We start from the raw sequence: 21,105 nt of genomic DNA, 5'->3' as shown, positions 1-21,105 counted from the left end.
ATGAATAATGAATTAAAGAAAGCGTACAATAGTGCACTTAGATCTTCAATTGAGATCATATTAATCTACTATTTTATTGGATTTTTGTGGATTATTTTTTCAGACAGGCTCGTTAAGTTGTTTGGTTTCACTCAAAGTCAACTGATGAGCGTTGAAGTCGTTAAAGGCATTTTATATGTCCTTGTTTCTGGTGCTTTTTTCTATATTATAATCAAAAGACGGATGGACTTATACGTCAATACCATTCATAACTTAGAAGATACAGCCGTACTTTTAAAACGTTCGAATGTGGATAAAAACGCCCTTGAAGATAAACTCTATGAACTGGCTTACTTTGATCAGTTAACAAAATTGCCGAACAAAATCTATTTAGAAGAGAAAATACAACAACGCATTAAGGAAAATCCGGATCAAATCTTCGGTTTGTTCTATTTTGATCTAGATGATTTTAGAAACATCAATGAATTTCATGGTCATGACGTAGGTGATGAGTTAATTAATGAAATTGCTCAATTGCTTAAAAAATTTCAAACAGAAAAAGCCATTGTCGCTAGACACAACGCCGATGAATTTATGATTGCAATGTTTTTTTCATCCCCTGTCCAAATTAAAGACATTATCACCAAAAACCTTGCGACTGTAAGAAGAACTTTTACACTCAATAACGATGATTTTTTCATCACTATTAGTGGTGGGGTGGCAATCTACCCATTTGATGGTAATACGTTTAAAGATTTGTTTGTTTGTGCGGACATTGCCATGTCTGAAGCGAAATTAAAAGGCAAAGACAACATTGTTTATTTCAATGATCAAATGCGGATCAATTCAAATCGTAAAATTGAAATTCTTAATTTGCTACATCAGGCACTAGAACAAAAGGAATTTAAGCTTCATTTTCAACCAATCGTTTCATTAGAAAGTAAGAAAGTAGTGGGTGTTGAGGCATTAATTCGTTGGTTTTCTAAACAAAAAGGTTATATTCCACCGCTTGATTTTATCCCATTAGCTGAACGAAGTGGTAACATTAGAGAAATATCAGAATGGGTATTTAAAGAAGCCGTGACTATGCAAAACAAGTTGGATGCGCTAGGCTATCCGATTAAGATATCCATCAACGTTTCTGCAAAAGCGCTGATGTCACCAAAATTTTTACAGGCGGTTTCAAAATTGGTTAAAGAAACAAAGGCTGATCCAACACGAATTGAGTTAGAGCTTACAGAAACCGCACTGATTGAAGATATTAGAGAGTCGATTCGAATACTAAAAAGCCTTAAACAAATGGGCTTTATTATATCGATTGATGATTTTGGTACTGGCTATTCGAGCTTAGCTTATTTGCACAAATTGCCCATTGATATATTAAAGATTGACCGAACCTTTATTCATTCAGTGACGACGGATACTGAAATACCGGTCGTAGAATTTATGGTTAACATCGCTAAAGAACTTGATTTGTCTGTGATCATAGAAGGCGTAGAAACTGAAATCCAAGAAAGAATCGTCAAACGATATGGCTGTCAATACGCACAAGGCTATTACTACTCGATGCCTTTAGACGAAACAGATTTGATTGCGTTTATGACGCATGAGGCAAGTAACGAATAAAAAAAGCATGTTCGAAAGTCGAACATGCTTTTTCATTTTTAGGGTTTAATGTAGCTATACCCTAAGGATTGCAGTAGTGCAATTTCATAGACACCACTGTCAACAATAACCACTTGATTACTAATCTCTTTTCGATCATAACCTCTTTGTTTAAGTGAGTTCAAACATACGTGGTACTTGATACGTTCATCTAGCGTGCATTCTTCGCTCATAAAGTAAGCGACTGAATCAGCGTTTGAAACAACACTAACACTTAGATTTGAATCTTTTTCTAAAATGTTTCTTAAATTCGCATTTAAGAGATTCCATTTTTCCATTTCATCAATGTGAAACAGTACTTTCATAAGATCACCCATAAATATAGTAACATACATCCTTGTAAAAAATAAATAATGTATTATAATAACATTAAGAGGTGATGAGTATGAAAGATGAAAAAGAAGTTGTTAAACGTGATGATTTAGGTAAGGATGAAGGTAGTTTTAATTACCATATTTCGCTAAATAAGGACGAAAACAGTGAGTTTTATAAGATGTGGCGAGTTAGACGTAGTAATTCTGAAAAAACAATTAAATATTTTGATACTCAAAAAGAAGCAATCGCATATGCGAAGTCACTTTCGGATAAAAACAAGACAAACATTGTGATACATAAAACGGATGGAAAAATCCGAAAACAAAAATATTGAGGCAAGCCAAGTGCTTGTCATTTTTTTTTGACAAGATGGCTATTTTTCCTTATAATAGATGGAGTTAGGGGGTTAACAAAACGGTTTTCGTTTTGTTGTTGATAAAATGAAAAAATACATCGATATCTTTTATACGTTTTTTAAAATCGGCTTATTTACCTTTGGTGGTGGGTACGCAATGATTGCGGTCATGCAAGACTTGATCGTTGAACACAAAAAGTGGATTGACGAAGAGGAAATGCATGAGCTTATTTCGATTAGTGAGGCAACCCCGGGTCCATTTGCAATTAATGGTGCGACGTTTATTGGCTATAAACATGGTGGCTTTTTAGGTAGTTTATTTGCGACAATTGGTGTGGTAATTCCTTCGTTGACGGTTATTATCTTAATATCAATTTTCTTAGAACAATTTTCTTCAAATGTGATCATTCAAAATGCATTAAAAGGCATTGGTGCCGGTGTGGGTGTTTTAATTATCAAGGCATTTATTAAAATGGGAAAGAAGGTAAAAAAGAACTGGTATAACCTTTTCTTCTTTGTTTTGGCGTTTGTCGTATCTTTCTTTACTTCATTTTCGGTCGTATACCTGATCTTGTTGACGGCACTGTTTGCCGTATCTTATCAAGCAATTAAAGGTGGTGACATTTCGAATGATTGAATTACTTAAACTCTTTTTTGTTTTCTTTAAAATCGGCTTATTCACGTTTGGTGGTGGCTATGCAATGATTCCAATGATTAGACAAGAGATGTTACAAAATGATTATTTAACGCTTGATCAAATCACACAATTCATTGGAATTGCTGAATCAACCCCAGGACCATTTGCGGTAAACATGGCAACGTTTGCGGGGTATCATACGCATGGCATTGTCGGTAGTTTGTTTGCAACATTAGGTGTTGTACTCCCATCGTTTTTAATTATCTTATTGATTGCTTACTTTTCGGATAGGTTTTTAAAGACAAAACCCGCTAGAGCAGTACTTTATACGTTAAAACCTTTGATCGTGGGGTTAATTTTGAGTGCAGGGCTTTCTGTGGTTTTACATGGTGTATTAGGGGATTTTATGACAGAGATTACATTTGACTACATCGCATTGATAATTTTTTCGGTGGTGTTCTTAGTCAGTCTGTTTTATAAGAAAATGTCTCCGATACATATGGTCCTTTTATCATCAATCTTGGGCATCATATTTTACGGGTTATAAAAGCTAATAAGGCGCCTTTTGGGCGCCTTATTTCTTTTCGTGAAGCATTAGGTGATTGTCATCGAGTTCAATTGAGTAAGTTTTATTTGGTACTAAACTGCCTTCAACCACTTTGGTTGCAATAAAGGTTTCTAAGAAACGTTGGATAAAACGTTTGATTGGTCTTGCACCATACTCGATTGAGTAGCTTTGTTGTAAAATGTATTTTTTTACGTCGTCTGTTACGCTTAAATGTATGTTTTTTTCCTCTAATCGATGATTTAGTTCATTGATAAGTTTTTCAACAATTTCTACTTGAACATTAAAACCAAGTGGGTTAAACAAGATGATTTCATCGATTCGGTTTATGAACTCTGGCTTAAAGGTTTCTTTAACGAGGTTAAGTACGTTTTCTTCTTTCTTTGGGTTATTTTCAATTAAGAGATTCGAACCTAAGTTAGAAGTCATAATAATGATGGTGTTTTTAAAATCAATGGTTCTACCTTGGTTGTCAGTCAATCGGCCATCGTCAAGGATTTGAAGAAGTAGATTGAAAACTTCAGGATGTGCTTTTTCAATTTCATCAAATAGAACAATCGAGTAAGGTTTTCTTCGAACAGCTTCTGTGAGTTGGCCACCCTCATCGTAACCGACATACCCTGGAGGAGAACCGATGAGACGCGAGGTGGAATGTCGTTCCATGTATTCGCTCATATCAATTCGAATGATGTGTGATTCATCGTCAAAAAGATTAGCTGCGAGTGATCTAGCGACTTCGGTTTTACCCACACCAGTAGGACCTAAGAATAGAAATGAACCAATGGGTCTACGTTCGTCTTTGATACCAGCTCTTTGTCTAATGATGGCATCACCAATTAGATTGATTGCTTGGTCTTGGCCGATGACTCTTTTCTTCATTTCATCTTTCAAGTGAAGTAACTTATCTTTATCTGCTTGGATTAATTTTGAAATTGGTATATGAGTCCACTTAGAGACGATTTCTGCGATGTGTTCTTCAGTGACTACTTCAGAAAGTAGATGAGGCTCGTCTTTTACCTCAGTCAGTGTTAGAATTTCTTTTTCCAACGCTGGGATTTTTGAGTACTGAAGCTCGGCTGCTTTTTGATAGTTAGACGCATTAAATGCGTTTTGAAGTTCCAGCCTTAGATTTTCTAAGTTTGCTTTTTTCTCTTTGATGACTAATAATTGATTTTTCTCTTTTTCCCACTGGGATTTAATTTGTTTTTCTGATGTTTTTAGTGTGATGAGTTCTTCATCAATCTTTTGAAGTCTTTGTTTAGAAAGTGCATCGGTTTTCTTTTTTTAAGGCACTCTTTTCAATTTCCAATTGCATGATTTTTCTTGTGACGTCGTCAAGTTCCACGGGCATGGAATCAATTTCCATGCGAATGGAAGCACAAGCTTCATCGATTAAATCAATGGCTTTATCGGGTAGAAAACGATCGGTAATGTAGCGATTTGATAGTAAAGCGGATTGAACAATCGCATTATCGCTGATGTGTACGCCGTGATGAGCTTCAAAACGATCTTTAAGTCCTCTAAGGATACTAATGGTATCGATAACTGTTGGTTCATTGATTTGAATTTTTTGAAAGCGTCTGTCTAACGCAGGGTCCTTCTCGATGTATTTTCTTGACTCATTTAGTGTGGTTGCCCCAATACAGTGTAATTCGCCTCTTGCGAGCATTGGCTTTAACATATTTGATGCGTCCATTGCACCATCGACGCGACCAGCACCAACAATGGTGTGTATTTCATCAATGAATAAGATGATTTTTCCATCAGAGTCTTTGATTTTATTTAAAACGGCTTTGAGTCGTTCTTCAAATTCACCTCTAAATTTGGCTCCAGCAACCAAAGAAGCCATGTCGAGTTCGTAGATGATTTTATTTTCTAAACCGATCGGGACATCTTTATCAACAATTCGTCGTGCTAATCCTTCGACTATTGCGGTTTTACCAACGCCAGGTTCACCAATTAAGAGTGGGTTATTCTTCGTTTTTCTGGATAGTATTTTGATGATACGTCGGATTTCATCTTCTCTTCCGATGACTGGGTCGATTTTTCCTTTTTTTACCTCTTCGACAATGTTACGTCCAAACTTGTCGAGTATGTTTGGATCTTTTTCATAGTTTTCCATTTGTGGCATCATGAGTATCCCTCCTTTGGCACTCTAATATATCAACTGCCAACATTATTATATCGCAAAGGATTTCAAGAATCAAGTAGTTAGTAAACTTATTAAGCAAAGCGATTTATTATATGATATAATATAAGGGCTAGAAAGGTAAGGTACAATTATGAACAAAAAATTATGGATGTTATTTTTACTTATGTTTTCTGTAGTTACATTAAGTGCTTGTTTAAATGAAAAAGAAGATGAACCAGTTATTGAAGAGCCAACAGAAGAACCTGTGACTTCGGATAAACTAGAGTTTTTAGATATTTATTACTTAAATGATTTGCATGGTGCTATTGAAGAAACTGAGTATCAAATCGGATTAGCTAAGATTGCAAATTTTGTGAATAACAAACGAAGTGAACACAAAAACAACACATTGTTTTTAGCTGGTGGTGATATGTTCCAAGGCAGTGCGCTTTCGAACTACTATATGGGAAGATCAACCATTGAGATTATGAATGTCATGGGTTTTGATGCCATGGTCGTAGGCAATCATGAATTTGACTGGGGTATTGATGTCGTAACTGACTATTTTGATGGTGAGACATCAAATGGTGAGGCTAATTTTCCTTTGCTTGGAGGAAACGTTGTATACGAAGGTACTAATAACATTGTGTCTCATATTGAGCCGTATACAATTATTGAAAAATTAGATAAAAAAATAGGTATCATTGGGACGATGGGCTTCGGACTAGAATCTAGTATTGCTCAGAGTCGTATCGATGGGTATGAATTTTTAGAACCAACAGAGATTATAAAGAAATATACTAAAGAGTTAAGAACAACAAAAGATGTCGATATCATCATTGTATTATCGCACGATCCAGGTGGGTACATGATGTCCAGCTTGTCAAACTTAACGGGTGATTATAAGGTCGATGCTGTTTTCAATGCGCACTCACATCAAGAAGTAGCAACCATTTTAAATGGTGCGCCAACCCTACAGGCTAAAGCAAATGGTGAACGTGTTGGTTATGTTCGTATCGCCCTAGACTCGAAATATAGCATGGAAGCGATTAACTACAAATCGTCTTCGAGCCCATTATTTAATGTAGAAGACGAAGCGGTTAAAACACTCGTTGACTTTTATAAATCAGAAACCGATACGTTATTTAAAACACCAATCATCACGAATCGAACCTACTTATCTAGAACCGCACTGACCGAATGGGTTGCAAGTGTCATGAGAGCTAAGACTAACGCAAGTATTGCATTTCATAACACGGGTGGTACACGCGTTGATTTTTACGATAACGAAGTAATCAATTTAGCAAAACTGTATCAAGTCCTTCCGTTTGATAATGTGGTAAAGACGGTTTATTTGGATGGTTCAACAATAAACAGCTTACTTAATCGTAGTGATTTGAGGTACAGCTCAGAACTCAACTATTTTGAAAGTGGTAAGTCCTATAAAGTAGCGACTAACGACTACGTGTTTGATAAAACTAACGACGTCTTCTTATATGGAGACAACTTATCAAATGATGGTTATGTCTTAAGAGACATTGTTTTTGATGAATTGACACTACAAAAAGATGTATACGATGATTTTGTAATATCAAATGCATTATTAACGAATCAAACATCGAGATAATATCGAAGTCTGATGAGACTAGAATTTAGATAACAAAACCTAATTGACAAACGCGCTGTTACTAGTTATAATATAATAGCGCGTTTAAAATAGGCCCTGTAGCCAAGTGGTAAGGCACGGCACTGCAACTGCCTGATCGTCGGTTCAAATCCGGTCGGGGCCTCCAAAGAAATCTTGAATTGGTAGCAAAAAACTACCAAATAACACCAAATTATGCCCTTTTAGGGCATTTTTTAATAAAAAATAGTCCATCTGAAAGTCTTTAACGACCGACATGATGGACTTTTATTTTTGTGAACTGATACCAAAAACCTGTACTTAGTGTAAACTAATATATATGCAGGAGGTATCAGATAAAAGACAAAAAGAAAACAAATAGACTATGGAGCGGAGAATTCAAATTAAAGGTCGTTTTAGACATCATTGAAAATGAACTCTCATACAGTCAAGCAGCGCGTAAATATGATATGTATTTATCATCAGGGAGTCTAAATGATACATTACCTGCTAGATGGGTATATCAGTATAGACTCTATGGGAAAGAGCGTTTCTTTCAAACACCGAAAGACTATCGTAAGAATCCAGTTAGACAGTTCTATAAACCATCCAAAGAGATCGAACAAAGTCTTGAACTTAAAGTTAAACACTTAGAAATGGAACTTGAATACACAAAAAAACTCACCGCCTTAATTCAGAAACAGGAACGAACAAACAAAAATACCAAGTAGTCCAGGAACTAAGGCGAAAATATGCACTAATAGATCTACTTCTAATATCAGGACTTCCAAAATCTATTTACGATTATTATGAACATCAAAATGAGACTGATAAATATCATGATATTAAGATACTTATTTCAGAAATCTTTGAAGCTAGTAACAAAACATATGGCTATAGACGTATTAAACTTGCACCTTAAAAACTTCTATGAGGTCAAAATAGCGTATAAGACGGTTGTAAAGCTTATGAAAGAGCTACACATCGTCTGTAAGGTAAGAAATAAGAGATATCGCTATATCTCTCAAATATCAAACAAAATTACACCCAATCTACTTAAGAGAGACTTTAAAAAAGATGAACCCAATATCCATGGGTCACAGATGTATCAGAGTTTAGATTTAATCGTAAACGTTTATATCTGTCTGTCATTCAAGATCTTTACAATGGCGAAGTCAAAGGTTATCAAATATCTAGAAGTCAGAATCAAGATTTAAACTTAAAGACACTGAAGAAATCAATCAACCTAAATGAAGACTTATCAAAGCTTCTCATACACTCTGATCAAGGCATTCTATACCAATCACCTAAATATCGTAATTACCTTAAGAAATCATCATTTACTCAATCCATGAGTGCTAAAGGTAATGCCTATTAAATGTCAGTGGTTGAAAGTTTCTTCGGGACGCTTAAATGCGAAACCATCTACTTACAAAAGGTTAAATCTTTATCTGATTTAATTAGAACAATTGATGAGTATATCTATTGGTATAATCATGAACGAATTAAACTAACTCTAGGTGGTTATTCACCTATCCAATATAGACTCATGAATCAATAAATGATACAATAACTACAAAGAACATAAAGTACAAGAAAATGGTATCAATTCAAATATAAAATTAAAAGATTAGGATATGTTATGATAAAATAGTACTATAAAACATGTTACAACTGAAATAATAAATGTAATGAAAACAATAAATGGAGGAGTCAATTTTGAAAATAAGTAAAAAAGAAATAGTTCAAGAACTAAAAATTGAAATAAGTAAAGATTTTAAGCTAGAAACTTATAAACTAGTAAAAAAGAGGTATTTGCTATTTAATGACAAACCAATTGTTAAATCTAAAATAAATGAATATTTAGAGTTTATTAGTGACGAGTTTAGCACTAAGGGAAAATATAAAACAATTATTGTAGTTGCTGAAACTAATGATGCGTTTGAAAAGAAAGAACTAGTATATTTTGATAATATTGATACATTAGTAGTCTTTTACTTAGTTAACTCTGATACAGGTGAAGTTTATATGGATGATAGTTGGACATTTATGTTAGGGTTAAACTATCGTAAGTATGTACGAAGTATAAATAAAATAATTACCGGACAATAATATGCGTGCATGGACAATTTGATATATATTTCAAGTAATATTGAACTATTGTTTATATAGTTTTCATATATGGTTGAGATAAAGCAACTAAAAATGGTATAATTCGACTAAGAGTTATATCATTTTTTACTATTAGGGGAGTTATAATTATATGGAAATTAAAGTTTCAAAGAAAGTAATTTTTTATAAGAATAGTCTTATAATTAAAAAAAGAAAAAGAAATATAGAAATTAACTTTCAAGACATTGATAGGATTATATATATTAAAAATAGTTTTTGGAATTGGTTAACAGGTAGAACGCATGCTGTTGTTCCAGGTCGTATACATATTTTTCTAAAAAATGGAGTTATAAATAATCGATATTCTTTTAAAATTAAAAATGATATATTTAATACTCTACCTTTAACATTTACTAGATTATTACCCGATAAATATAAAAATTATTAATTAAGGAGCAAAAAGATATGTTTGTCAAAAATTATTATAAAAAATTGGTGAAATAAAAGGTTGGGAATATGGAACTGGATATACGAAAGGGTTTGAGAAAAACTTTTTTTGTATAGTTTTTCAAGAAGGCATGTCTAGAAGAATTTCCATTTTTTTTAAACCCAATGAAAATATAGTGCAATTTAAAAAGTTTGTAGAAAATAGCAAAAAAAATCTAAAGATTTCAGATTACTTATTAAATGATGAAGGTATCTCAATAGCACCGAATGAATTTTGGAGTGTTATTAATTTGGTTAAAATCCAAAAAAATCTTGATGAATTAATAAATAAACTAGTTGATCTTGAAATTGAGCCATTTGTTCCAGATAATCTAGTAGAAAATCTTTAATCATCATAAAAATCGAAATTTATTATAAAAAGGAGGTAAGTTTAATGAAATATAAATTTGAACATGTTGAAAGATTAATGGTGAATACGAGTAATTTTGACATGGAGATACTGATAGGTAAAGAGCAATATCTTATAATTAAAGATGTGGAAAAAAACTTTTATTCAGTCAACTTTATGGAATCAAATAAAAAAGAGTATACACCTGTTAATGTCAATGCATTTAGTGATGTGTTTAAAATAAAAATTTTTGCAGGGCACACCTTGAAAGAAATGTGGAATAGGGTTGAAATATTGTCATTTAATAATAGTGATATTGCTTATTTTTTAAATTGACAATATGATTTTTGGGATGCTATTAAATTTAAGAATATTGATTTTAGAGTATCGCAAATAAATCTAACGATGAAAAGAGATAATAAAAATTATCAACATTGTATAAATCATATTCACGTAGATGATGGATAAATATCCAGTCTAATCAAGAGAAATTCCAACTAAAATGAGTACTATTTACACTGAAGATGAACTAATCAATAATGATTGGTTCATTTTTTATACTATAGACGAACTTATAAAAGAAAAACTTAAAATGAAGAAACAAACATTCAAAATGGGCTTTCATTCTGATTACTTACAATAATTGGAGGAACTCTTTGTTTGTTAAATATTATTATTTTTGATACCAATTTGATGCTTTTTCACAATGCTTTCATTTAAAAATAGGAAAAAGACTTGCTTGGTAATAATTAAAATAACACACTTGATTTTTGATTGTTAGCACCAAAATATAATCACTGGTCAATAATTAGTGTTGATGCCCATACTCAAATAGTAATCAAATAGCAATAATACAATTAATAACTACAATGATATAGGTTTGAGAGCAACAAAATATGTTAATAAAAAGGCTTAAAAAAAGTATTTTTGTCTACCACTAGATACACTACAAACTGAACTTTTTAGCTTATAATCTGGTTATCGTGGATATCAGGCTTTAAAAGTCTAGGATTAAAAGGAGCAATTTTTGCTCCTTTTTTTCTTGAGAAAATTCGTAGATTTCACTTTCAATTACTGGGAGGTGGAAATTATATGGCCAATACAAAAGATGCTTATGTGAAATGGAAAGAACAAGGTTTACTAGATGCAAAACTAAAAATCATCTCTAACAATTATTCATATAAAGAAGCAAGAGGTTTAATTTATAACTTACTTGGAGTGAGTGAGGCAACTTGGGAAAAACTCAAGAAAAGACATGAAGAGATTAGATTTACAATTGCAGAAGCAAAGAAACTTCATGAACAACTACTTTTGGTAAGTATTACAAGAAGAGCAGAGGGTGAATACTATGAAGACACTCAAACAATTATTGAAGTGAACTGATACCAAAACCTGTACTTAGTGTAAACTAATATATATGCAGGAGGTATCAGATGAAAGACAAAAAGAAAAAGAATAGACTATGGAGCGGAGAATTCAAGTTAAAAGTCGTTATAGATATCATTGAAAATGAACTCTCATACAGTCAAGCGGCACGCAAATATGATATGTATTTATCATCAGGGAGTCTAAATGATACACTACCTGCAAGATGGGTTTATCAGTATAGGCTCTATGGTAAAGAACGATTCTTTCAAACACCTAAAGACTATCGTAAGAATCCAGTTAGACAGTTCTATAAACCATCCAAAGAGATCGAACAAAGTCTTGAACTTAAAGTTAAACACTTAGAAATGGAACTAGAATACTAGAAAATTACTTATAGCCAAAGTTTAAAAAACAGGAACAAACAAAAATACCAAGTAGTCCAGGAACTAAGGCGAAAATATGCACTAATAGATCTACTTCTAATATCAGGACTTCCAAAATCTATTTACGATTATTATGAACATCAAAATGAGACTGATAAATATCATGATATTAAGATACTTATTTCAGAAATCTTTGAAGCTAGTAACAAAACATATGGCTATAGACGTATTAAACTCGCACTTCAAAACTTCTATGAGGTCAAAATAGCGTATAAGACGGTTGTGAAGCTTATGAAAGAGCTACCCATCGTCTGTAAGGTAAGAAAAAAGAGATATCGCTATATCTCCCAAATATCAAACAAAATTACACCCAATCTACTTAAGAGAGACTTTAAAAAAGATGAACCTAATATCGCATGGGTCACAGATGTATCAGAGTTTAGATTTAATCGTAAACGTTTATATCTATCTGTCATTCAAGATCTTTACAATGGCGAAGTCAAAGGTTATCAAATATCTAGAAGTCAGAATCAAGATTTAATCTTAAAGACACTGAAGAAATCAATCAACCCAAATGAAGACTTATCAAAGCTTCTCATGCACTCTGGTCAAGGCATTCTATACCAATCACCTAAATATCGTAATTACCGTAAGAAATCATCATTTACTCAATCCATAAGTACTAAAGGTAATGCCTATTAAATGTCAGTGGTTGAAAGATTCTTCGGGACACTTAAGTGTGAAACAATCTATTTACAGAAAGTTAAATCACTATCGGATTTGATTAAGACCATTGATGAGTATATTTATTGGTATAATCACGATAGAATAAAATTAACTCTAGATGGTTATTCACCTATTCAATATAGGTTAATGAACCAACAAATGATATAATAACTACAAAGAACATAAAGTACAAGAAAATGGTATCAATTCAAAATTAAGAAAAACGGAGTGAACTATCCTGAAAAATAAGAGGAGTGTTTAAGGTGGAAAATCATCAACTAATAATAAATGAACTTGAAAAAGTCGAAACTTGGAAAGATGAAGAGTCTTTTTTAGTTGATGCACTAATTATGACTAATGCAAAATTATTTATAAAATCATATAAAGATATTGAAGAATATAGCTGATTAATGCTGAAGGATATTATACAAGTGGTGAACAAAAAAAGAAGTATGTTTTATCAAATATTCAAAGTTTTTTAAAACAAAACAATATAAGTATTTCTGATGAAGTGATTGATGCGATCATTGAATCAGTGATAAAAGTATCAAAAAGCATTAATAAATGAGTGTTTTTATCTTTAGAACAGAAAAAAATGAATTATGAAATTAATTGTGCAATATAATCTAAACCAAAAATTTCAATCTCATCTAAGACTTTTTTAAACTTATCTCCGATGGGACTTAATAAATATTCTACACGTGGTGGAACTTCTGGATAAACAGTTCTAATGATGAGCTTGTCTTCTTCAAGCTGTCTTAATTGACGTGTTAGTGCAGTTCTTGTGATTTCTGGAAGTGATTTTTCTAGTTGATTGAATCTTTTTTTACCACTACTTAATTGAAAAAGAACAACAATCGCCCATTTTCCTTGAAGAACTCTTTGCGTTGTAGCAAAGGGACATTTTCCATAAATACTTTGCATATAATACCTCCAACTCATTTGTTAGTTACATAAATGATACTATGTATTATAAATGTTCGTACTTTTAAAATCAATACATTTGATTTATTATATATGTGTGATACGTATTAATCACTATATTAAATCAAAGGAGCGCGTTAAAATGAGTAAAAAAAGTGTATTAGAAGTTTTTAATGCATATAATGATGCATTGGTAAAAGGTGATTTTCCTGCAGTATTCGAACAAATGGTAGATGATGTAAAATGGCATCAACCAGGAAAAAATTCACTTTCAGGATTAGTAGTTGGAAAACAAGCACTTGGTGCACATTTAGGTCAATTTGCAGAAAGAAGTAATGGTACATTTAAGGTTGTTACAAATTGGGTATCAAGTAATGATGATTTGGTTGCTGCTAATGTTACTTTCTTAGCAGATCGAGATGGCATTAAACTTGATATGAATGGTATTGATCTTTTTAGAATTAAAGATGGAAAAATTCAAGAGGTTTGGTTGTTTTCATCAGAACAAGATGTCGAAGATAGTTTTGGAAATAAATAGTTTTATAATAAATAAATCATCATGATATGATGGAAATCGTGTGTAAATAATTTTTCATTAAGCCCTTAAATTACTATATTTAGGGGGCTTTTTGATTAAGAATTACTAAAATAATTTGAATAACTAGATTTATAAGTTAACATATGTGTGTAGAATATGAAAGTTTTAGTTAAGAGGTGTGGCTATGAGTGAAATAAAAGAACAGTTACCTAAGGAAATTGAAGTTGTTGGAGCAAAAGCGAATAATTTGAAGGATGTTTCTGTGTCTATACCGTTACACAAAATGACTGTTATCACAGGTGTATCAGGAAGTGGGAAATCTTCACTAGCTATGGATACAATTTATGCTGAGGGAAATAGAAGATATCTAAATGCCCTTTCGGCCTACTCAAGAAGAAGAATTGAGCAAAAGACGCAAGCTGAATTTGAAAGTATAAAACATTTACCTTCAACAATTGCATTAACGCAAAGGCCGGAGGTGCCTAGCATTCGGACAACCGTTGGCACTTTAACAGAGATATTTAATATCATTAGATTAATGTTTTCACGTTTGGGGTCCCACGTTTGTCCAAATGGTCACCGTATGGAGCCAACATTATTAGTTTCAAAAGCAATGAATTTTCCAGAAACCAACCCTTTAGCGGGTATTGTTGATTGCCCTTTTTGTGGTATGAAATTTAAAGCGCCAGGTGCCATAAACTTTTCATTTAATGCGGATGGTGCTTGTCTTCAGTGTGGAGGCAGTGGGGAAGAAAGAGTGATTGAAATCTCAAAAATTATTCCAGATGAGAACTTAACATTAAGAGAAGGAGCAGTTTTATCTTGGAAATTGCCAGGTAGAACTCAAATGCCACTGTTAGCTCAAGAACTTGGTGTACGGATTGATATTCCTTATAATGCGTTAAGTATTGATGAGAAAAACATTGTGTTATATGGACCAAGTGTTAAAAAGAAGGTCGTGATTCCTGCAAATGGAAAAATCTTTAATTTAGATTTTAATTATGAAAATGCATTTTTAGCAGTTGAAAACAGTATTAAAAATACGACAAATGAAACAGGTATGTTGCGACTTAATCGATTTTATTCAACTGTCAAATGTAGTGCATGCAATGGTAGTAGATTTAATCAAGCTGCTTTAACGACGTTGTTGTCATCAAAGAATATTGTTGAAGTATCTGCAATGGATTTACAAGAGTTATCTGATTTTTCAGCAAAAATTTTAGACGAGACGATACCTGAAATGAAGCAATTAGCAAAAAAGTTAATTATGGAATTAAAGGAATTGATTGAGCCTTTATTGAAGTTGGGTATTGATTATTTGACATTAGATAGAAGTGGACATACGCTTTCTACGGGCGAACTGCAACGTATTCAATTGGCCAGAACAATAAGGAATGAAATTACAGGGATTCTATATGTCCTTGATGAACCAAGTGTTGGTTTACATCAGGAAAATATTGATGGCTTACTAAAAATTGTGGACAAACTCATTAGTCAAGGAAACACTGTACTGATTGTTGAACATGAAATATCCATGATTCGTAAGGCTGATTATATCATAGAAATCGGACCAAAAGCTGGAGATTTAGGGGGAGAACTCATTGCTTCTGGCTCACTTAATGATGTCATTAAAAATGAACAATCTATCATTGCCAAGTATTTAAATGGCAAGATTAACCTTAGACAATACACTCATGAATGTAATCTTAAGGATGAGGACCAATTTAGCATTAACGTCCATAACAAACATAATGTGAAGAAGGTTAAAGCTACATTTTATAAAAACGCTTTAAACGTTGTCACTGGATTGTCGGGTTCAGGTAAAACGACAGTCGTATTAGATAGTTTAATTCCAGCACTTCATGGTCAGAATACAAGTGATACATTAGAAGGTAATTATCAGTTTGATAAAATTGTAGAAATAGATGCAACCCCTATTGGAAAAAATATAAGATCTACAGTTGCAACTTATACCAATATGATGGATGAACTTAGAAAAATATATGCGTCACTCCCTCAATCTAAGAATCAAAAGTATACGATTTCAAACTTTTCTTATAATAATAAAGAAGGTGCTTGTCCTTATTGTGAGGGCATGGGTAGGATAAAAATGGATGTTCAGTATTTACCTGATATGACAGAGGTTTGTCCAAATTGTCAAGGTCGACGATTTAATGAAAAAATTCTAAGTATTAAATGGAAAGGATATACGATAGCAGATGTTATGAATTTATCTATTAATGAGGCTATCACTATTTTTAATGAACATAAAAATATGAAAGAAACATTAAATATTTTAAACGATATAGGATTAGGGTACTTAAAAATAGGTGAACAAACCCCGTCACTTTCTGGAGGAGAGGCCCAACGTTTAAAGCTATCACTACACTTAAAAAAACAATTCAAGAATACACTTTTCGTATTTGATGAACCTAGTATTGGATTGCATCCGGATGATGTGCAGACTTTATTAAAAGTGATGAGAAGACTTATTTTTAAAGGTGCCACTATTATTGTGATAGAGCATGATTTAGATATAATGATTAACGCAGATCATTTAATTGATATGGGACCTAGGGGTGGTAAATACGGAGGGCAAGTCATTTATTCAGGCAGTATTAAAGGATTAATAGCGGATAAGAAGAGCATTACCGCTAAGCACCTTAGAAACTACATAAATAGTATGAATTTAGACATTCAGTATATTTTATAAATTTAAAACACAAAATATACCAAAAGAAAACAGACTTGATACAGGTAATAGATTGATAGTGTTAAGTTTGAGTGTAGGCAAGCGTGGATGAGTTTTGATGCTAGTATAAATAACGGATAAGTTAAACATAGAGTGTTCATGTTAAAATAATACATGAAAAGGAAGTGAACTTATCAATGGCAAAACAGTATGATAAACAGTTTAAACTAGACACAATCAAGTACCGACAAACACATCCGGAATTAAGTGTCGCGGCAGTGTGTCGAAACCTTAATATATCAGAACCGACATATTATAAATGGTCAGCTGAATATAAAAATGATGGTGATATTAATCACAGAGGTAGTGGTAATTTTTCAAATGATTTAGAAAAAGAAAATGCACGACTACGAAAAGAACTTCAAGCTAAAGAAGACGCGCTTAGAATCTTAAAAAAAGCCATCAGCATTCAAAACGAGGAACCCAAGTAATATACAAACTAGTTTTGGATGAGAGACACCAAATTTCGGTTTCCAGAGTGCTGAATATTTTAGGTGTTTCTACTTCTGGGTTTTACGATTACATCAAAAGAGAACCCAGTAAACAAGCGTTACGTAAAAAAGAAATTAAAACACAGATTCAAATCAAATATGAAGAATCAAAACAAATCTATGGTGCACCTAAGATTACTGAGAAGTTAAAAGATACAAGCGTAAAGATAGCCGTTAAGACAGTATCTAATTACATGAGAGAATTAGATATTAGAGCGATATATCGCTCTAAATGGATAAAAACAACTGTTGATAGTGATTTCAGCACTAATCTAGAAAACTTAGTCAAACGAGAATTTGACACTGATAAACCAAATAGTCTGTGGGTCACAGACATTACATATATTTGGACTTATACAGGGTTTGTATACCTAACAAGTGTGATGGATTTATTCAGTCGTAAAATCATCGCTTGGGATCTATCAGATAGCTTATCTGTAGATTCAGTTGTTAGATGTATTAAACGTGCAAAAGAAAGACGAAATTTGGATAAACCACTGATTATTCATAGTGATCGTGGGATACAATATGTTTCAAAAGAGTATTTGAGTTTAATGGATTCTAACATGAGACCAAGCTATTCAAAGAAAGCAGACCCATGGGATAATGCATGTATAGAATCCTTTCACGCCATTATCAAACGTGAATGGTTAAAGAGATTTAAGACAAAAGATTTAGAGCACGCTCAGCAACTAGTGTTTGAATATATTGAAACATTTTACAATACTGTAAGGATACATGGCACCTTAGGATATATTTCTCCTAATCAGTATGAAAAGCAATACGAAAACTCGAGGAATGCGAGATTAGAACCTATATTCTAGTTTTGTTCGTCTTATAATCCGATTATGATAGTCATCAAGGGGGTGTTTGATTGATTTTAGTATTGCTACACTTAGTCGTCTATTGCTTTTTGATAACGTATTTCTACCGGCTCAGTTTCATCAAGCTTAAGACCGTAGAATCCACGGTAATTCTGCTAGAAAATCAAATAAATCGTGCAATCACTACACACCAAGACGAATGTTCTAAGCCTTATAAACTATTACTTTTTTTACTTGTGATGGGGAAAACACTTGGGATTATGGGTGTATTGATACTTAGTGCGTTTTATTACGAAATATTGCCTAAGAAAAACTATGATGTTCTAGAACTCAATATTCATGGAATCAAAGCAGTTGTCATGCTTTTTTTGATGATTGGATTTATCGCTATCATTTTTTATCCTTACAAGAATAAACGATATTTGGTTCGGAATTTCACTTATCAAACAAACCGCGGTATTGAAATCGATACATTTGAAGTATCTTATCGTGCGTTTGACTTTCGGTTAGTTACTAGACTCGGTTTTTATATTATCTTGCTGACCTACCCTCTTTTTGTGTTTAGTATAAATCAATACGCTTACTACAATGAAGATGAAATTATAATGAAGGGTATGTTTGATCTTAACGAAACAACGCTCCCTTATGACGAGTTAACTTCAGTGGAACGTTATTTCACAGTTCATCGGTTTAAAGATGAGGTAACCAATGCGCACTACGTCCTACACTTTAATAATAAGAAAGTAGATATCTTATTTCCTTTAAATACCAAACAAACCATTGAAATACACCAAATTTTATTACTTGAAAGACCAGATTTTTTTAGCGATTTTGTTTTTAATGAGAAAGAGATTGAGTTTATCGAATCAAAAAGAGACGAAATCAAGCAAGATTTGCACCTCATTTTTAGTTAAACAAATCAATTAAAGAAAGAGGTAATCCTATGCCAATTGAAAAAACCTATAGAGATTCAATCGAAATTATTGACATATCTAAAGTCACAACGCCCTATCATCGTACATATAAAACCCTCATACTAACATTTCAAAGTAAAGTTCTACAAAGTTTGTTAGATAATGCGTTAATTAAACCGATTGATGACTTACTATTTGGTTCATCTCATGGTAAATATCACGCGTACGAGGTAATTGATAATGAGAACATAATCTTTTTCTTATCACCAATAGGTGCTCCGACTACCGTAGGTATACTAGAAGAAATGACTTACAGGCTAAAAATTGAAAATGTTGTGATGTATGGGAGTTGTGGTTTGTTAGACCATAATGCGGCAAAAACAAACCTAATCATTCCGACCAAAGCTTATCGTGATGAAGGCACAAGCTACCATTACATGAAGGCCAGTGAATTTGTCGAGATCAATCATTATCAAATAGTGGAACATCTATTTAAAGAGGCGAATATTCCTTACACGCTTGGTTATACTTGGACAACGGATGCGTTCTATCGAGAAACCGAAGCAATCGTAAAAGAGCGAATTGAACAAGGATGTATTACTGTCGAAATGGAAGTGAGTGCAATCCAAGCATTTGCTAATCTAAGAAAAATCCACTTTTACCCCTTTTTGTATGGTGCGGATAGTCTGATTGATTTGGTGTGGGACAAGAAAACCCTTGGCAGTGAGCCAATATCGTCACGTTTATGGTATTTTAGGATCGCTGTTTATCTTGCTTCAAAACTAAGTTAATAATATAAAAATGCAACCATCCATATCACCATATGGATGGTTGCGTTTTTCATTGCTTAACTCAACTAATGAATCAACTGAATGAATGCAATTTGAGCGTTTTGATCACGAGAAATAATATAGACCATATAAACAAGATAAAGTCCAAGTAATATCATACCGTGTCGTCTGGTGATTTGGTTTTTTCTAGATGCGAAGATGAAGACGATAATGGTTGATACTGTGATGAAAATGATATCAAAAATTGCGGTTTGGTTAAATGATATTGGTGCAACTAGCGCACTAAATCCTAAGATAAAAAAGATGTTGAATATGTTAGATCCAATGATATTGCCAATCGCAATATCGGATTCTTTTTTCATTGAGGCAACAACGGAGGTTACCAGTTCAGGCAGTGAAGTTCCAATTGAAACGATCGTTAAACCTACGAGCCATTCTGACATTCCAAATAGTAACGCAATAGACTTTGCGCCTTCGGTAACAAGGATGCCACCAAATACGATACCAATCAAACCAATCAGCGTGATGATAATCGCTTTATTAAATGTGAACTTCATCTGGATTTCTTTGTCGATAGAAACCTCTTTTTTTGGTTGTTTTATTAACAAGACAACAAATCCGATGATAAGCACAAACAATAACGCGCCTTCAAATTGAGTGATGATGTGGCCATTACCTATGAAAAAATACATTGGGATTAGTATAAAGACAGCACTAATCGCAATCGGCAAATCGCGTTTTATTAGATCACTGTGTACGATCTGAGGTACAATCAATGAAGATATACCTAAAATCAGTAATAGGTTAAAGATATTTGATCCAATCACATTTCCAAAAGAAACGTCATCGACGCCTTGAAGGGCACTTGAAATACTCACCGCTGCCTCAGGCAACGATGTGCCAAACGCAACGACGGTTAAGCCAATCACTAAACTAGAAACCTTAAAATACTTTGCAATACTCGATGCGCCATCCACAAAAAAATCAGCACCTTTAACCAATACGATAAATCCGATGATAAGCATGATAAACGGTAATATAAAATCCATAGATATTCAATCTCCTAGTCTCAATAGATAATTATACTACAAGTATAAAAAAAACAAGACAAGTCGTTTTCTAGAAACTAAATGATTAAGAAAAATAATAGGAATAAAGGACTAAAAGCAGTCTCAT

General features: G+C 33.0%; 28 protein-coding genes, 1 tRNA gene and 1 pseudogene. 26 read left to right on the top strand and 4 right to left on the bottom strand.

The genetic code is table 11. From position 1 onward, the window contains the following. The gene (locus tag BN853_RS06650) at positions 1-1,605 is read left to right on the top strand and encodes a putative bifunctional diguanylate cyclase/phosphodiesterase (protein WP_030005191.1); all 1,605 of its coding nucleotides are present in this window, start codon (positions 1-3) and stop codon (positions 1,603-1,605) included. A gap of 38 nt (positions 1,606-1,643) precedes the next feature. Here the strand turns inward: BN853_RS06650 and BN853_RS06645 are convergent, their stop codons facing one another. Continuing rightward, positions 1,644-1,949, bottom strand: coding sequence for a DsrE family protein (locus BN853_RS06645; RefSeq protein ID WP_030005190.1), 306 nt, complete (start codon positions 1,947-1,949; stop codon positions 1,644-1,646). Positions 1,950-2,029: 80 nt separating this feature from the next. Between BN853_RS06645 and BN853_RS06640 the strand changes: the two genes are divergently transcribed. The 3 genes from BN853_RS06640 to BN853_RS06630 all read left to right on the top strand — a co-directional run bounded on the left by BN853_RS06640 (position 2,030) and on the right by BN853_RS06630 (position 3,498). Then, positions 2,030-2,293 (top strand): DUF2188 domain-containing protein, encoded by a 264-nt coding sequence (locus BN853_RS06640; RefSeq protein WP_030005189.1) that lies wholly within the window; start codon positions 2,030-2,032, stop codon positions 2,291-2,293. Between the two features lie 106 nt (positions 2,294-2,399). After that, on the top strand, positions 2,400-2,951 hold the full coding sequence (locus BN853_RS06635; protein WP_030005188.1) for a chromate transporter: 552 nt from the start codon (positions 2,400-2,402) through the stop codon (positions 2,949-2,951). Then, positions 2,944-3,498 carry a chromate transporter gene (locus BN853_RS06630; RefSeq protein ID WP_030005187.1) on the top strand — a complete coding sequence of 185 codons (555 nt, stop codon included), beginning with the start codon at positions 2,944-2,946 and terminating at the stop codon, positions 3,496-3,498. The genes BN853_RS06635 and BN853_RS06630 overlap by 8 nt, the downstream gene beginning before the upstream one ends. Before the next feature lie 27 nt (positions 3,499-3,525). Here the strand turns inward: BN853_RS06630 and BN853_RS09160 are convergent. After that, positions 3,526-5,650, bottom strand: a pseudogene (locus BN853_RS09160) (ATP-dependent Clp protease ATP-binding subunit). Between the two features lie 148 nt (positions 5,651-5,798). Here BN853_RS09160 and BN853_RS06615 point away from each other — a divergent pair. The 16 genes from BN853_RS06615 to BN853_RS09210 all read left to right on the top strand — a co-directional run bounded on the left by BN853_RS06615 (position 5,799) and on the right by BN853_RS09210 (position 13,263). Beyond that, positions 5,799-7,274: a bifunctional metallophosphatase/5'-nucleotidase gene (locus tag BN853_RS06615; RefSeq protein ID WP_030005184.1), complete on the top strand. Its 1,476-nt coding sequence runs from the start codon at positions 5,799-5,801 to the stop codon at positions 7,272-7,274. Between the two features lie 92 nt (positions 7,275-7,366). Next, positions 7,367-7,440 (top strand) — tRNA-Cys (locus BN853_RS06610). 301 nt (positions 7,441-7,741) lie between these two features. Further along, positions 7,742-8,002 carry a hypothetical protein gene (locus tag BN853_RS06605; protein ID WP_030005183.1) on the top strand — a complete coding sequence of 87 codons (261 nt, stop codon included), beginning with the start codon at positions 7,742-7,744 and terminating at the stop codon, positions 8,000-8,002. 159 nt (positions 8,003-8,161) lie between these two features. Then, positions 8,162-8,488, top strand: coding sequence for a hypothetical protein (locus tag BN853_RS09095; protein ID WP_231857069.1), 327 nt, complete (start codon positions 8,162-8,164; stop codon positions 8,486-8,488). Further along, positions 8,413-8,649 (top strand): DDE-type integrase/transposase/recombinase, encoded by a 237-nt coding sequence (locus tag BN853_RS09225; protein ID WP_427909982.1) that lies wholly within the window; start codon positions 8,413-8,415, stop codon positions 8,647-8,649. Before BN853_RS09095 ends, BN853_RS09225 begins: the two co-directional genes overlap by 76 nt. Continuing rightward, positions 8,650-8,832 carry an IS3 family transposase gene (locus tag BN853_RS09220; protein ID WP_030005181.1) on the top strand — a complete coding sequence of 61 codons (183 nt, stop codon included), beginning with the start codon at positions 8,650-8,652 and terminating at the stop codon, positions 8,830-8,832. A gap of 158 nt (positions 8,833-8,990) precedes the next feature. After that, positions 8,991-9,383 (top strand): hypothetical protein, encoded by a 393-nt coding sequence (locus tag BN853_RS06590; protein WP_052591329.1) that lies wholly within the window; start codon positions 8,991-8,993, stop codon positions 9,381-9,383. 151 nt (positions 9,384-9,534) lie between these two features. Continuing rightward, positions 9,535-9,831 carry a hypothetical protein gene (locus tag BN853_RS06585; RefSeq protein ID WP_052591327.1) on the top strand — a complete coding sequence of 99 codons (297 nt, stop codon included), beginning with the start codon at positions 9,535-9,537 and terminating at the stop codon, positions 9,829-9,831. Between the two features lie 130 nt (positions 9,832-9,961). Further along, entirely contained in the window at positions 9,962-10,219 is a 258-nt protein-coding gene (locus tag BN853_RS06580; RefSeq protein ID WP_052591324.1) for a hypothetical protein, read from the top strand. A 44-nt stretch (positions 10,220-10,263) separates the two neighbouring features. Further along, complete coding sequence (locus BN853_RS06575) at positions 10,264-10,554, top strand: hypothetical protein (protein ID WP_030005178.1); 291 nt, start codon at positions 10,264-10,266, stop codon at positions 10,552-10,554. Between the two features lie 756 nt (positions 10,555-11,310). After that, a complete protein-coding gene (locus tag BN853_RS06570) occupies positions 11,311-11,601 on the top strand; it encodes a hypothetical protein (RefSeq protein WP_030005177.1) in 291 nt (96 codons plus the stop codon). A gap of 50 nt (positions 11,602-11,651) precedes the next feature. Further along, entirely contained in the window at positions 11,652-11,969 is a 318-nt protein-coding gene (locus BN853_RS06565) for a transposase (protein WP_030005176.1), read from the top strand. 3 nt (positions 11,970-11,972) lie between these two features. Further along, a complete protein-coding gene (locus BN853_RS08835; RefSeq protein WP_084232957.1) occupies positions 11,973-12,671 on the top strand; it encodes an IS3 family transposase in 699 nt (232 codons plus the stop codon). Beyond that, positions 12,672-12,863, top strand: coding sequence for an IS3 family transposase (locus tag BN853_RS09215; RefSeq protein ID WP_030005174.1), 192 nt, complete (start codon positions 12,672-12,674; stop codon positions 12,861-12,863). It abuts the gene before it with no gap. A 95-nt stretch (positions 12,864-12,958) separates the two neighbouring features. Then, positions 12,959-13,102, top strand: coding sequence for a hypothetical protein (locus BN853_RS08980; protein ID WP_157869948.1), 144 nt, complete (start codon positions 12,959-12,961; stop codon positions 13,100-13,102). Next, positions 13,099-13,263 (top strand): phage holin, LLH family, encoded by a 165-nt coding sequence (locus tag BN853_RS09210; protein WP_157869967.1) that lies wholly within the window; start codon positions 13,099-13,101, stop codon positions 13,261-13,263. Before BN853_RS08980 ends, BN853_RS09210 begins: the two co-directional genes overlap by 4 nt. A gap of 32 nt (positions 13,264-13,295) precedes the next feature. On the opposite strand, the gene BN853_RS06550 is transcribed toward BN853_RS09210, so the two are convergent. After that, on the bottom strand, positions 13,296-13,619 hold the full coding sequence (locus tag BN853_RS06550) for a winged helix-turn-helix transcriptional regulator (RefSeq protein ID WP_030005173.1): 324 nt from the start codon (positions 13,617-13,619) through the stop codon (positions 13,296-13,298). 142 nt (positions 13,620-13,761) lie between these two features. On the opposite strand from BN853_RS06550, the gene BN853_RS06545 reads away from it, so the two are divergent. The 6 genes from BN853_RS06545 to BN853_RS06520 all read left to right on the top strand — a co-directional run bounded on the left by BN853_RS06545 (position 13,762) and on the right by BN853_RS06520 (position 19,929). Continuing rightward, positions 13,762-14,157: a nuclear transport factor 2 family protein gene (locus BN853_RS06545; RefSeq protein WP_030005172.1), complete on the top strand. Its 396-nt coding sequence runs from the start codon at positions 13,762-13,764 to the stop codon at positions 14,155-14,157. Positions 14,158-14,341: 184 nt separating this feature from the next. Continuing rightward, positions 14,342-16,870, top strand: a complete 2,529-nt coding sequence (locus tag BN853_RS06540; RefSeq protein ID WP_030005171.1) for an ATP-binding cassette domain-containing protein — start codon at positions 14,342-14,344, stop codon at positions 16,868-16,870. A gap of 176 nt (positions 16,871-17,046) precedes the next feature. Next, entirely contained in the window at positions 17,047-17,340 is a 294-nt protein-coding gene (locus BN853_RS06535) for a transposase (protein ID WP_030005170.1), read from the top strand. A 14-nt stretch (positions 17,341-17,354) separates the two neighbouring features. Beyond that, positions 17,355-18,224 carry an IS3 family transposase gene (locus tag BN853_RS06530; protein WP_157869947.1) on the top strand — a complete coding sequence of 290 codons (870 nt, stop codon included), beginning with the start codon at positions 17,355-17,357 and terminating at the stop codon, positions 18,222-18,224. Between the two features lie 50 nt (positions 18,225-18,274). After that, complete coding sequence (locus BN853_RS06525; RefSeq protein WP_052591319.1) at positions 18,275-19,138, top strand: hypothetical protein; 864 nt, start codon at positions 18,275-18,277, stop codon at positions 19,136-19,138. Positions 19,139-19,167: 29 nt separating this feature from the next. After that, entirely contained in the window at positions 19,168-19,929 is a 762-nt protein-coding gene (locus BN853_RS06520; protein WP_030005167.1) for a nucleoside phosphorylase, read from the top strand. A 65-nt stretch (positions 19,930-19,994) separates the two neighbouring features. Here BN853_RS06520 and BN853_RS06515 read toward each other — a convergent pair whose 3' ends face one another. Next, positions 19,995-20,978, bottom strand: coding sequence for a calcium/sodium antiporter (locus BN853_RS06515; protein WP_030005166.1), 984 nt, complete (start codon positions 20,976-20,978; stop codon positions 19,995-19,997). Positions 20,979-21,105: the final 127 nt, after the last annotated feature.

This window comes from Paracholeplasma brassicae (assembly GCF_000967915.1).
GTDB classification, from domain to species: domain Bacteria; phylum Bacillota_I; class Bacilli_A; order Acholeplasmatales; family UBA5453; genus Paracholeplasma; species Paracholeplasma brassicae.
Note: the sequence above shows the minus strand (reverse complement) of the source record. Positions and strands in the feature narration are given on the sequence as shown.